We start from the raw sequence: 14,461 nt of genomic DNA, 5'->3' as shown, positions 1-14,461 counted from the left end.
AAATGTAAAATGTAATCATTAATCAATATTTTACATTTCAGAGGTGGTAAAATGAACAATCAATTTTTCGGTAATGATTTTGACTCAATTTTAAGAAAAATGATGGAAAATATGCAGGATAACTCTAATACTGGCAACAAAAAGTTTTATATTAATGGAAAAGAAATTTCTCCAGAAGAACTTAATCAATTACGACAACAAGGTGGTCATTCTGCTGAACAAAGTGCCAATGTATTTCAACAGGCTCAAAATACTAGACAAACTAAAAACAATGAGACTTATTTAGATCAAATTGGTAGAAATTTAACACAAGAAGCACGAGATGGATTATTGGATCCAGTCATTGGTAGAGATAATGAAATTCAAAAAACTGCTGAAGTATTAAGTAGAAGAACAAAAAATAACCCTATCCTTGTAGGGGAGGCTGGTGTTGGTAAAACTGCTATAGTCGAAGGTTTAGCCCAAGAAATTGTAAAAGGTAATGTGCCAACGTCAATCAAAGATAAAGACATTATATCCGTAGATATTTCCTCGCTCGAAGCAGGAACCCAATATCGCGGTGCTTACGAAGAAAATATTCAAAAACTTGTAGATACTTTAAAAGAGAATAAAAATGCTATATTATTCTTTGATGAAATCCATCAAATGATTGGTTCTGGCTCAACTGGAGGAGAATCAGGAGGTAAAGGACTATCGGATATTTTAAAACCAGCTTTAAGCCGTGGCGAGATTTCAATTATTGGTGCTACAACCCAAGACGAGTATCGTAATAATATTCTTAAAGATGCTGCACTTGCACGTCGTTTTAATGAAGTATTAGTCAAAGAACCTACACCTCAAGATACAGTTGAAATTTTGAAAGGAATTAGAGAGAAGTTTGAAACGCATCACCAAGTTAAATTGAATGATGATGTACTTAAAGCATGTGTTGATTTATCTAATCAATATATACCACAACGTTTATTACCTGATAAAGCAATCGATGTGTTAGATATTACAGCTGCACACCTATCAGCACAGAGTCCTGCAATTGATAAAGTTGCCATTGAAAAACAAATCACTGAATTAGAAAATGATAAACATAAAGCAGTTAGTGAAGAAGAATATAAAGATGCAGATCAAATTCAAAGTAAAATCAAAGAACTTAAAGATAAATTAGATCAAAACGCCAATGAACATGATTCTGAAGCTACTGTCAAAGATGTTTCTGATACAATAGAACGACTTACTGGTATTCCTGTATCTCAAATGGATCAAAATGATATTGAGCGACTAAAAAATATAAATACACGACTTAAAAATAAAATCATTGGTCAAGATCAAGCTGTAGATATGGTATCAAGAGCAATCCGTCGTAATCGTGCTGGTTTTGATGAAGGAAATAGACCGATTGGTAGTTTCCTTTTTGTAGGTCCTACTGGTGTTGGTAAAACAGAATTAGCCAAACAATTAGCTATAGATCTATTCGGCAATAAAAATGCTTTGATTCGATTAGACATGAGTGAATATAGTGACCAAACCGCTGTATCCAAAATGATTGGTACTACAGCAGGTTATGTCGGATATGATGATAATTCTAATACCCTTACCGAAAAAGTAAGACGTAATCCATATTCCGTTATTTTATTTGATGAAATTGAAAAGGCTAATCCACAAATTTTAACCTTATTACTTCAAGTTATGGATGATGGTAATTTGACAGATGGACAAGGTAATGTCATTAATTTTAAAAATACAATTATTATTTGTACATCAAATGCTGGATTTGGAGCCAACGAAGACTTTGGTAATATTATGGACGAATTAAAACGTTTCTTCAGACCTGAATTCCTTAACCGCTTCAATGGTATTGTCGAATTTACTCATTTAGACAAACAGGCATTAAAAGATATCATAAATTTACTATTAGATGATGTTCAAGTAACTTTAGATAAAAAAGATATCACTATGCATGTTTCCGAAGAAGCAAAATCTTGGCTAATAGAAGAAGGTTATGATGAACAAATGGGTGCGCGTCCATTACGTAGAGTAGTAGAACAGCAAGTGCGAGATAAAATTACAGACTACTATTTGGATCACACAGATGTCCAAAATATTGATATTGAAGTAAAAGATAATGAAATTGTTGTCAAAGGAAAATAATTTCTAATTTAAACTGATAACACGATGGAAATGTTATTATTTCCATCGTGTTATCTTTGTTTCATTTTCAATTTGATTAGGCAAAATTAAATAATTGTATGTCATTCTTTTTCGCGTATTCTAAAGCTAAAATTTCTAAAATATTAATAAATGCTGGTTCATCTTTGACTTTAATATATTGGAATGTTAATCCGTATTCTTCTGCAGTTACACCTTTTAAATCTGATATATCTTTTTTCTTACTTTTCGCAAGTTCTCGTCTAAATTTGGTTGTGCCACTATCAGATTTAGAATTATATTGCGCTAGTTTGCTATTTAAATCCTTTTGAATCGGTTTATATCCAGTTGAATAACCACCAGTTTGGCCGACAAAGACAGGTTTTTTGCCATCGAATATCACATATACCCCAAACTGATCCTCGACTTTTTCTCTGTCTTCTTTCGTGAAAGATAATGCCTCTTTCTTATCATATTTAAATAATTTCTTTAACTTCTTCTCATTGTCTTCTAATAACTGATTTAATTTCTTACTACCTTTCATGATTAATATCCCCCAATAGTTTTTTAATTTTCTGCTTATTGACTATATATCACTATTTAAAAGTTTTAATCATTTTTCTAGTAAATTAATATTTAATCAATCATTTCTTAATATATTAAAAATCAGATATTGAACTTTTTTCATTTTAAAATTTTACTTTGGGTGCTTTTAATTTGATCATCACAATGACATTTAGAACTACATGAGCCGCATTGTCCAGACTTGGATTGTTTGAAGTGTTTAATTAATACATATGCTGCATAGCCGAATATTGCTAAAAATATCAAAATATTAATGATAATTGTCATTATGTCACTTCCTTAAACGATTAATCTAGCAATTTGATAAAATGCTAGTGCTAAAATATAAGCTGTTGCTAATGGATAAATCATTGAAAATAGTGTCCATTTAATTGAATATGTTTCTTTACGAATCGTCGCTACTGTTGATAGGCATGGAATATATAATAATATAAAAATCATAAAGGCATACGCTGATAAAGGTGTGAATTGTTGTTGTAAAACATGTACGAGACCACCTTCACTTGATGAATAAATGATTGCCATTGAACTAACAATGACTTCTTTAGCTAAAAACCCTGGAACGAGTGTTGCACCTGCTTGCCAAGTGCCAAATCCTAATGGATGTAGTACAGTAGCTACAATTGAACCTACAATGTGTAAGAAGCTTTGATCGATACTGACATTAAATCCACCCGGTCCTGCATAACTTAGAAGCCAAATCACGACTGACCCACCAAAAATAAATGTACCTGCTTTTTTAACAAAGCCTTTTGCCTTTTCCCATGTGCTTCTCCATAATGTTTTGATTGATGGAATTCGATACGTAGGTAACTCTATGATAAATAATGAATGTTTATTTTTAAGCACAGTCTTAGTTAAAATAGTACTTGCAATAAGAGCAATGACAATACCTAACACATATAGACTGAGTACCACTAAAGATTGATGTTCTTTAAAGAAGACACCTACAAATAAAGCATAGACGGGTAGTCTTGCTGAACATGACATAAATGGCGCAATTAAAATTGTCGATAATCTTTCTTTCTCATTTTCAATGCTACGTGCAGCCATAATACTTGGCACATTACATCCAAAACCAATGATCATCGGTATAAATGCTTTTCCACTTAAGCCAAAATGTTCCATTAATTTATCCATTAATACGGCGATTCTAGCCATATACCCTGAATCTTCAAGCAATGAAATAAAGAAGAACAATACGATAATTTGTGGTACAAATACAAGTACTGAGCCTACACCTGCAATGATTCCATCTGTAATTAAATCTTGTAAAAATGGTACGACGCCTATTTGATGCATGCCCGCTTTAACCCAATCGGTTAAGGTGCCTCCAATAAAATCATCTAATTGATCAGATAATGGTGTACCAATCCAGGTAAAAGTAATTTGGAATATTAACCACATAATACCCAGGAAAATAGGCATGCCTATATATTTATTAATTAGTATTTTGTCTAATTTTGATGAAAAGAATTGCTTTTCTTCATCTGGATATGTCACGACGTCTGTTAGTATTTGTTCTATATATTGATTACGTTTTTGTTCTATATCATCACGGATAGATAATGTGATTTGTTGTGAAAGTGCTGATTTAATTGGTTCTAATTGTTGAATCAATGTCTGATTTAACGTTTGACAAATTTGCGCATTATCTAACAAATATTGAATTGCGATAAAACGCATTTGCTGCGACGTATAATGAGTACCGTCTTTTAAACATACACAAATATCTTTGATAGCTTTTTCTATTTCTGTTCCATAGTTTAATTTGAAGTGTGGCACTTGAGCTTGATCTAAATATTGTAACTCTTCAAGCATATGCGCTGTACCCTTACCATTACGTGCAATAACTGGCAATACTGGTACTCTTAAACGATGCATCAGTTTATCATGATCAATCATAATACCTCGTTTTGCAGATACATCAATCATATTTAAACCAATCATCATTGGCACATTCAGTTCTAATAATTGAATTGTTAGCTGCAAATTTCGCTTAAGTTGACTCGCATCAACAATATTAATCATGCCTGTATAATCATTTTGCAATAAATACTTTGTCACAACTGTTTCGTCTTTAGATATTGGAGATAAATCATACGTCCCTGGTAAATCTACGAGGTTTCCTAATTCTTGCTTTAATTTTCCAACTTTCTTTTCAACAGTGACACCGCTCCAGTTACCGACATATTCATAAGATCCTGTTAAATTATTAAAGAGGGATGTCTTACCGACATTGGGATTACCTAAAATACAATAACTTTGACTCATGATCTATTCCTCCAAAGCTATCTGACAAGCATCGCAATGTCTAATGCTCACTTGTTGTCCACTAATCTCAATCACACATGGCCCATTGAACATACAACGCTGTTTCACTTTAATATCTGAACCTACTCGTATTCCAAATGCATTCAATCTATAGATCATGTCCTTATTATTGATATCAATTTGTTTAATCTTATATTTTTTATTTTTTAGTGCTGATTTAATATTTAACATTTACCTCACGCTTCCCAAATAACATTGATAATCATTATTAATTAAGGTAAGCGTATACTTTTATCCTTCGATATTCAATAACATTTAATCCTATATTATTAACAATTTATGACAACTTAATTTCTCACCAGATTCTTATGAAACACAAAAACGTTGTTTAAGTCATAATGCGACTTAAACAACGTTTCTTGTCTTTTAATTACTATATGAATTAGAACATTTCAGAAACAACTTTTTGTTCTAAGAAGTTTAATAAGTAATCTGGGCTACCTGTTTTGGCATCCGTACCTGACATTTTGAATCCACCAAATGGGTGATAACCAACGACTGCAGCTGTACAACCACGATTTAAATATAAGTTACCAACATCGTATTCATTAACAGCTTTAATCCAATGTTCACGGTTATTTGTAATCACTGCACCTGTTAAACCATATTCAGTATCATTTGCAACATCAATAGCTTCATCAAAGTCTTTCACTTTAACAAATCCAACTACTGGTCCGAAGATTTCTTCTTGCATGATACGATCTGAAGATTTTAATCCAGAGAAAATGGTAGGTTCAATGAAGTATCCAGTAGAATCATCAGTACCGCCACCTTGTTCTAATTTACCTTCTTCTTTACCAATTTCAATGTAATTTTTAATTTTATCAAATTGTTTTTGGTTAATCACTGGCCCCATGAACGTGTTGCCAGTTGTATCACCTAATGATAATGCTTTCGTTAATTTAACTGCTTTTTCTAAAACTTCATCGTACACATCTTTATGAACAATGGCTCTAGAACAAGCTGAACATTTTTGTCCTGAGAAACCAAATGCTGAGGTAACAATGGCTTCAGCTGCTAAATCCGTATCGATATTTTCATCGACAACAATCGCATCTTTACCACCCATTTCAGCAATAACACGTTTTAAGAATGTTTGTCCTTCTTGCACTACTGCACTTCTTTCATAGATACGTGTACCTGTGGCTCTTGATCCAGTGAATGTAACAAAATGCGTATCTTTATGATCAACTAAGTAGTCACCAATTTCTTTTGGATCGCCCGGTACAAAGTTAACTACACCTTTAGGTAATCCCGCTTCTTCTAAAATTTCCATTAATTTATATGCTGTTAATGGTGTATCTTCTGCTGGTTTTAATAATACTGTATTCCCTGCCACTACTGGCGCTAGTGTTGTACCAGCCATAATAGCGAATGGGAAGTTCCAAGGTGGAATCGTAACACCTGTACCAATTGATTTATAGAAGTATTTGTTATGCTCTCCTTCTCTATCTAATACTGGTTTACCATCAGCTAAATCCATCATTGAACGTGCATAGTATTCAATAAAGTCAATACCTTCAGCTGCATCGCCTACTGCTTCATCCCAAGGTTTACCCGCTTCGTAAACCATTACTGCAGAAATTTCTTCTTTACGACGACGAATAATTGCAGCAACACGTAACATTAATTCAGCACGATCTTTATGAGACCATTTTTTCCATGTTTGGTATGCTTCGTTAGCAGATTGAAATGCTTTTTCTACATCTTCTTTTGTTGCTTTTGAGACTTTAGCAATAGTTTGAGATGTTTTGGCTGGGTTGATTGATTCAAATTGATCTTTTTTACTAATTTTTTTACCATCAATCACTAATGGAATATCTTGACCAAGTTGTCCTTCAACCTTTTTTAAAGTCTCTTTAAATTTATCTACATTCTCTTGAACCGTAAAATCAATACCTGGTTCATTTTTAAAATCTACTACCATTATTGCGTACCCCCTATGAAATATTAAAGTGAGTTCTTCAAACCCTTTGTTTAATTAAATTGAGGTCTAGATAAATGCCTTTTGATGTTACTGTCTTACAGTGTCATTTTATCTCAACCTTTCTTACATTCTACTATGTACTGTTACACTTTTGCAATCGCTTTCATTTAAAAATCTTAATATTTCAAAAATTTGATATACAGATTAATCAATCTTTAAATTTTTTTGATTCTGACAGTTAAGTCGGCAACCTAATTTCGGTAAAAAAAGGCCATAAGAAGCAAACGTATTGAATCACATTTACTTCTTATGGACAACTATATGATTAATTATCAATTTGACGTATGACTTTACATGGATTTCCTACTGCTAAACTATTGGGAGGAATATCTTTTGTTACAACACTACCTGCACCTATCACACTGCCTTCGCCGATAGTAACACCAGGTAATACTACTACATTACCACCAAACCACGTATTACTTCCGACGCAAATAGGTTCAGCTAATTCTAATCCTTTATTTCTATCTTCATATTTCAATGGATGTGTCGCTGTATAAAAACCACAATTGGGGCCCACAAATACATTATCTCCAAATGTAATACCGCCACCATCCATTAAATAACAATTTGTATTAAGAAATACGTTTTCACCAAAAGTCACATTCCATCCGTAATCAGTATCGAATGGAATCGCAATATCTATATTTTCAGTATTCGTTTGGAACAATGACTTTAATATTTCATTTCTTTTGTCTTCATGACTCGATTTTGTATGATTATAATCAAAGCATAAATCTTTAGCTTTTTTCCTATCATTGATTAATTCCGAATCGAAATTCGCATCATACCATTGATGTGCTAGCATTTTTTCTTTTTCTGTCATTTATTACGTCATCCTATCTTTTATTTCATTTAACTATTTTTTAAGTGGTCATGAAGTCTCCACCATTAACATGAATTACTTGTCCAGTGATATATGAGCTATCTGCAGGTGTTGCTAAAAATACATATGATGGTGCTAGTTCAGCTGGTTGACCACGACGGCCCATTGGTGTGCCACCACCTTGATTTTCAACTTTCTCTTCATCAAATGTTGCGGGAATCAACGGTGTATAAATGGGGCCTGGTGCTACTGCATTCACACGAATATTTTTCTCCATTAATGTCGTAGCTAATGAACGTGTAAATGATACGATAGCACCTTTTGTCGCTGAATAATCAATCAAGTGACCTGACCCTCTATATGCGGTCACACTTGTCGTATTGATAATTGAATCTCCATTATTTAAATACGGTACTGCTGCTTGAGATAAGAATATCATTCCGAATATATTTGTCTGGAATGTCTCTTTAACTTGTTCTGGTGTAATATCTTCAAAATGATCACGAGGAAATTGCACGCCACCATTATTAACTAGAATATTAAGACCACCAAAATCATCAACAACATCTTTCACAAGTTGTTGCGATTGTGTCTCGTCTTTTAAATCATGTGTATACGCTTTAGCCTTAACACCTAACTCTTCTAAACGACGAACTGTATCTTCAGCGTCTTGATGCTCATTATAGTAACCAATGGCTACATTAGCACCTTCTTTAGCAAATAATATCGCAACTGCACGTCCAATGCCTGAATCACCACCAGTTATGAGTGCTACTTTGCCTTTTAATTTTCCTGCAGCTTGATATGCGTTCAACTCAGCTACTGGTTTAGGTGTCATATCCGCTTCAATACCTGGTTGCTTACTTTGCGTATAACCTTTAATTTGTTGATGAAATTCTAATAAATTCATAAAATGTCCCCTTTCCTTACCAATATTCAACTTCCCTATAAAGCTTCTTTCAAAACGATTTAAATACTTTCACTATGCATATTTTTAATCATCATACCAAGGTACGAGATGATATCAATACCATAGCCCCATGTATTTACACACTTTATTTTCTATAATTAATAGTATCAATACAAAAAGGAGCCGATAATAATGAAACGGATATTAAAAGCTGTTATTGCAGTCCTAATCCTCTTAGGTGTGGTTAAAACAGTTCAAACACATGATGTCATTAATGAAGCCGACCAATACTATCAACAAATGAAAAACGGACAACTTTTAGAGAACATTTCCAATTATGATATTAACCAAGTTAAAGATATTAATCTTAAACAATTTTCTCCATCAGATTTCTTCTAGCTACTTAAAAAGCCAATGACTCATATAAATGACAACACCAGCGAAACAGCTGTTAATATAGATGATTAAAGTACAATTCTCATGTCTTACGCATGGTCGAATTGTACTTTTTTGTTTTTCTTACCTATTTACTGACAATACCTCAGTTCATACGATTGACTTAAATACCTATAGGGGGTATATTAAAAGTGAATAGAAACGGAGGCTTTCGCATGGACAAAAACAAAAGAACAACTTTAGACATCACAGGCATGACATGCGCTGCGTGTTCCAATAGAATTGAAAAGAAATTAAACAAACTGGATGATGTTAAAGCTCAAGTTAACGTTACAACTGAGCAAGCCACTATTGAGGATTTTAAAGGACAATATCGTACTAGTGACTATGTCAATGAAATCCAGCATTTGGGATACGATGTAGTAAAAGGCAGTGTTGAATTAACTATTTCTGGTATGACATGTGCAGCATGTTCAAATCGTATAGAGAAAGTCCTTAATAAAATGGACGGTGTCGTTCAAGCGACGGTTAACTTGACTACAGAACAAGCAACTGTGACATATTATCGTGGTGTTGTTAATAGTGATGATTTTATTTCTAAAATCCAGAATTTGGGTTATGACGCTGAAGTCAAAGAAGGACAACAACAATATTCAAATAAAGATAAACAATTGAAGAAACGGTTCCATAAATTAATCTTTTCTATCGTATTATCAGTACCACTACTGATGACGATGTTGGTTCATTTATTCCATTTATCTTTACCGTCTATATTGATGAATCCCTGGTTCCAATTCATATTGGCTACACCAGTACAATTTATAATTGGTTGGCAATTTTATAAAGGCGCTTATAAAAATCTAAAAAATGGTTCTGCAAACATGGATGTATTAGTCGCTTTAGGTACAAGCGCAGCTTATTTTTATAGCATCTATGAAATGTTTAAGTGGCTCAATCATTCAACGCATATGCCACATCTTTATTTTGAAACGAGTGCTGTTTTAATTACGCTTATTTTATTTGGTAAATATTTAGAAGCAAAAGCTAAGACACAAACGACCAATGCCCTAGGTGAATTATTAAGTTTACAAGCTAAGGAAGCGCGTATTGTTAAAGATGGTATAGAAAAGATGGTTCCCATTAAAGATGTTCAAGTAGGCGATCATATTATTATTAAACCTGGTGAAAAAATCCCAGTTGATGGTGTCATTATTAAAGGTATAACGTCTATAGACGAATCTATGTTAACCGGGGAATCTATCCCAGTAGATAAAAATGTGGATGACAAAGTTATTGGTGCAACGATTAATCAAAATGGCTCAATCATTATGGAAGCGACACAAGTTGGTAATGATACAGCACTTGCTAATATCATTAAGGTCGTCGAACAAGCACAAGGTTCCAAAGCGCCTATTCAACGATTAGCTGACCGAATATCTGGTTATTTTGTACCAACCGTTGTTGGTATTGCATTACTTACGTTTATTGTATGGATTACTGTCGTCCATGTTGGAGAATTCGAACCTGCACTTATGGCTGCTATTTCAGTACTTGTTATCGCTTGTCCATGTTCATTAGGCTTAGCTACACCAACATCTATCATGGTGGGAACAGGACGTGCTGCTGAAAAAGGTATTTTATTTAAGGGCGGTCAATACGTTGAACAAACACAACACATTGATACTATTGTTTTGGATAAAACGGGTACTATTACTAATGGAAAGCCTGTAGTTACTGATTTTGATGGTGAAACACGTACACTACAATTACTCGCTAGTGCAGAGTATGCTTCCGAACATCCATTGGCTAAAGCCATTGTAGACTATGCTAAAGAAAAAAATCTTGAATTAGTGGATACGAATGAATTTAACGCTATGCCAGGCCATGGTATATCCGCAACGATTGACCATTCAATGATTTTAGTTGGTAATCGTCAATTAATGACAAAACATCAAATCAATTTGAATTCCCATATAGATGAAAAAATGACACAGTGGGAACTCGATGGTAAAACAGTCATGTTGATTGCCATCGATGGTATATATCAAGGTATGATTGCTGTGGCAGACACTATTAAAGATAATGCTATTGAATCAATACAAAAACTACACAATATGAATATTGATGTCGTTATGTTGACCGGTGATAATAACAATACCGCCCGAGCGATAGCACAACAGGTCGGTATTGATCATGTCATTGCCAATGTACTGCCAGACGAAAAGTCCGACAATATCACTCGTCTACAAAAAGAAGGTCGACAAGTAGCTATGGTGGGTGATGGTGTTAACGATGCCCCTGCACTTGTTACTGCAGATATTGGTATTGCCATGGGTACTGGTACCGAAGTGGCGATTGAAGCAGCCGATATTACAATATTAGGTGGCGATTTATCATTGCTATCTCAAACAATCAATATCAGCCAACTAACAATGCGCAATATCCGTCAAAATCTCATTTGGGCATTCGGCTATAACATCGCAGGTATCCCTATCGCTGCTTTAGGTCTACTTGCACCATGGATTGCAGGTGCTGCGATGGCATTAAGTTCTGTTAGTGTTGTAACCAATGCATTAAGATTGAAACGAATCATTAAATAAAACAATCCAAATTAAGTTGTGCCAATTACTTTTAAGTTATACAACTTAGTTATAAAATGAAGATAATACATTTAATAAAATGAGGTGAATTAAAATGGGACAAGAAATAATTAATGTAGAAGGCATGAGCTGTGATCATTGTAAAAATGCTGTTGAATCTGCTTTAGCTAAAATTAACGGTGTTTCAGCTGCAGAAGTTGATTTAGACAAAGGACAAGTACGTGTGGATTATAACGAAGATAAAGTTCAACTTTCTGACATGAAAGATGCTATTGAAGATCAAGGCTATGATGTTAAATAAAGATTAAAACGGGAGCGACCTTAATGGGTATCGCTCCCGCTTTTTTAATTTACTCGCAAATGCGTAGTTCCTGTTTGAATAACCTCCATTGTTGCATCTAACGCATCAACGATTAAATTTTTCACTGCTGCTTCTGTATAAAATGCAATATGTGGTGTTATGATGATATCTTCTCTATCAATCAATTGTTGAAGTAACGTATCATTCATCTTTTTATCTCGTTGATCACTAGGGAATAAACCACGTTCAAATTCATAAGTGTCCAGAGCTGCACCTTTAATTTGCCCGCTATCTATACATGATAGTAACGCATGTGTATCGACTAAAGCGCCTCGCGCACAATTGACAAATACTGAACCTTTTTTAAAATGATTAAATGTATATTGATCAAATAAATGATGATTATATTTAGTTGCTGGGACATGCAAAGTGACAATATCCGCACCTTCAATTGCGTCTTGTAAAGTGGTTTGATATGACACTATATCTTTAATATGCGCATCAGGAAATGGATCGTATGCGACTATCTCGCATCCATAACCATTAGCAAAAATTTTAGCTACAATACTTCCTATTCTTCCAGTACCTATGACTGCTACTTTCAAATCGCTGATTGATTGTGACAGTATCGATGGTTCCCATCTAAAATCGTGTAATTTCATTTTAGTTTGAATAGCGTTGAAATGTCTGACAACATTAATCGCTTGTGTTACTGCGAATTCTGCAATTGAACTTGGTGAGTACGAAGGCACATTAGAGACGATAATGTCATATTTTGAAGCTAACTCTAAATCGTATGTATCAAATCCCGCACTTCTTTGTGCGATTTGTTTAATACCGAATGATTTTAATTGAGCAAACACCGCTTCTGAAATGGGTAGTTGTTGTGATAATGATAAACCATCAAATCCTTTAACCTCATCGACATTATCTTCTGTTAACGGTGACTTAGTTAACTCATATTCCACATTATTTTCCTTAGCCCATGATTCAATATATACAATATCCTCGTCACGCACACTCATTATTTTAATTTTAGTCATAATAACGTCATCCCCTATGCACTATTTTTCATATAAATTTGCTAAAGTTGCTAATCGTTCTGCTGCTGTTTCAAGTTGTTCGTCTGATAGTGCCAAAGATAGCCTTACATAATTTCTACCATTTTCACCAAACGGGATACCAGGTGCCACTAAAATGGAATATTCTTTTAATAAGAACTGTTCAAATGATTCACTCTCATATCCAGGTGGTGTCTCTAACCAACAATAAATACCACCTTTAGAATGTACAAATGGCACCCGTGCTTCACTTAATTTACGCTCAAACATATCTCGTCTTCGCTTGAATGTATCATTTTGTTGTTCTAAAAATTCGTCATAATGATTTAACGCATAGGATGCTGCGTCTTGTAAGGCACCAAACATACCTGCATTCGTATGTGTTTGATACTTTTTCAAGGCCTGAATCATGTCACGATTTCCTACTGCAAAGCCCACCCTAAATCCTGACATATTGTATCCCTTTGATAATGAGAATATCTCAACAGCTACATCTTTACCATTGTCAGATGATAAAATACTTTAATTTTTAGCATCAAAACCGAATGCACTATAAGCGAAATCATGAATAATTTTAGTATTGGTATCTTTAAATCTTTGAATCGCTTCATCAAACACTGCTTTCGTAGCAGTAGAGCCTGTTGGATTATTTGGATATGTTAAATAAATTAGCTTTGTATTATTTAATGTATTTTTATCTACTTTATCCCAATCTGGGAGATAATGCGGTGGTTCTAAATTTAATGGGACAGGGTGCGCATCCGCAAGCATGACCCCCGCTAAATAATCTGTATAACCTGGATCCGGTAATAGCACGGTTTCCCCAGGATTAACGAGACACGTTGGCAGTGCAACAAGTCCATTTTTCGTACCGTATAATATACAAACTTCCTCTTCTGCATCTAATTCAACATCATAATGTCTCTGATAAAAATCGACGATGGCTTGTTTAAATGATGACTTACCATGAAAAGCACCATATTTTTGATTCTCAGGTACGTTCAATCTTTTCGCAAAATGATTAATAATACCTTGTGGTGTTTCACCATCCGGAATACCAACAGCCATATTAATTAAAGGAAGAGGCCCATATTCTATTTTTCTTCCCATAGTTTTGCCAAAATAACTTTCAGGAATTGCCGCCAATCTCTCTGACATTTTCACGTCTCATGCCTCCTTAATCTCCAATTTTCTACGCCATGTTTAGATACTATCATTCTATCAAGCAGATTAATGTTGTCAATATTAACAATATTCTGATTTTTATTCTTAGTGTTTAGTATCCAATATAAATAGAGCGTGAGAAATCGTATTGATATGAA

General features: G+C 34.0%; 12 protein-coding genes and 1 pseudogene. 4 read left to right on the top strand and 9 right to left on the bottom strand.

The genetic code is table 11. The features are described 5' to 3' along the window. Positions 1-51 precede the first annotated feature (51 nt). Positions 52-2,142 (top strand): AAA family ATPase, encoded by a 2,091-nt coding sequence (locus LPC11_RS01760; protein ID WP_104681557.1) that lies wholly within the window; start codon positions 52-54, stop codon positions 2,140-2,142. Positions 2,143-2,218: 76 nt separating this feature from the next. On the opposite strand, the gene LPC11_RS01755 is transcribed toward LPC11_RS01760, so the two are convergent. From LPC11_RS01755 to LPC11_RS01725, 7 genes are all read right to left on the bottom strand, one after another. Beyond that, positions 2,219-2,683, bottom strand: a complete 465-nt coding sequence (locus LPC11_RS01755; RefSeq protein ID WP_023374137.1) for a hypothetical protein — start codon at positions 2,681-2,683, stop codon at positions 2,219-2,221. 140 nt (positions 2,684-2,823) lie between these two features. Then, positions 2,824-2,991, bottom strand: coding sequence for a FeoB-associated Cys-rich membrane protein (locus tag LPC11_RS01750; protein WP_023374138.1), 168 nt, complete (start codon positions 2,989-2,991; stop codon positions 2,824-2,826). Between the two features lie 12 nt (positions 2,992-3,003). Beyond that, positions 3,004-4,998, bottom strand: coding sequence for a ferrous iron transport protein B (gene feoB, locus LPC11_RS01745; protein ID WP_023374139.1), 1,995 nt, complete (start codon positions 4,996-4,998; stop codon positions 3,004-3,006). A 3-nt stretch (positions 4,999-5,001) separates the two neighbouring features. Then, positions 5,002-5,229 (bottom strand): FeoA family protein, encoded by a 228-nt coding sequence (locus LPC11_RS01740; RefSeq protein WP_002466951.1) that lies wholly within the window; start codon positions 5,227-5,229, stop codon positions 5,002-5,004. A gap of 211 nt (positions 5,230-5,440) precedes the next feature. After that, entirely contained in the window at positions 5,441-6,985 is a 1,545-nt protein-coding gene (gene pruA / locus LPC11_RS01735) for an L-glutamate gamma-semialdehyde dehydrogenase (protein WP_002466954.1), read from the bottom strand. A 325-nt stretch (positions 6,986-7,310) separates the two neighbouring features. Next, positions 7,311-7,871, bottom strand: a complete 561-nt coding sequence (locus tag LPC11_RS01730; protein ID WP_231307322.1) for a sugar O-acetyltransferase — start codon at positions 7,869-7,871, stop codon at positions 7,311-7,313. Between the two features lie 40 nt (positions 7,872-7,911). Next, complete coding sequence (locus LPC11_RS01725; RefSeq protein ID WP_231307321.1) at positions 7,912-8,781, bottom strand: SDR family oxidoreductase; 870 nt, start codon at positions 8,779-8,781, stop codon at positions 7,912-7,914. A 192-nt stretch (positions 8,782-8,973) separates the two neighbouring features. Here LPC11_RS01725 and LPC11_RS01720 point away from each other — a divergent pair, with 192 nt between their 5' ends. The 3 genes from LPC11_RS01720 to copZ all read left to right on the top strand — a co-directional run bounded on the left by LPC11_RS01720 (position 8,974) and on the right by copZ (position 12,078). Continuing rightward, positions 8,974-9,180 (top strand): hypothetical protein, encoded by a 207-nt coding sequence (locus LPC11_RS01720; protein ID WP_023374142.1) that lies wholly within the window; start codon positions 8,974-8,976, stop codon positions 9,178-9,180. Between the two features lie 212 nt (positions 9,181-9,392). Continuing rightward, entirely contained in the window at positions 9,393-11,777 is a 2,385-nt protein-coding gene (locus tag LPC11_RS01715) for a heavy metal translocating P-type ATPase (RefSeq protein ID WP_231307320.1), read from the top strand. A gap of 94 nt (positions 11,778-11,871) precedes the next feature. Continuing rightward, entirely contained in the window at positions 11,872-12,078 is a 207-nt protein-coding gene (gene copZ / locus LPC11_RS01710; protein WP_023374144.1) for a copper chaperone CopZ, read from the top strand. 44 nt (positions 12,079-12,122) lie between these two features. Here the strand turns inward: copZ and LPC11_RS01705 are convergent, their stop codons facing one another. Together LPC11_RS01705 and LPC11_RS01700 are read right to left on the bottom strand one after the other, a co-directional pair. Next, complete coding sequence (locus LPC11_RS01705) at positions 12,123-13,121, bottom strand: D-lactate dehydrogenase (protein ID WP_231307319.1); 999 nt, start codon at positions 13,119-13,121, stop codon at positions 12,123-12,125. Positions 13,122-13,142: 21 nt separating this feature from the next. Continuing rightward, positions 13,143-14,297, bottom strand: a pseudogene (locus LPC11_RS01700) (aminotransferase class I/II-fold pyridoxal phosphate-dependent enzyme). Positions 14,298-14,461 lie beyond the last annotated feature (164 nt).

This window comes from Staphylococcus sp. HL28, from assembly GCF_021117155.1.
Classification (GTDB): Bacteria; Bacillota; Bacilli; order Staphylococcales; family Staphylococcaceae; genus Staphylococcus; species Staphylococcus warneri.
The sequence above is the reverse complement of the archived record's forward strand: the minus strand, read 5'-3'. Positions and strand labels throughout refer to the sequence as shown.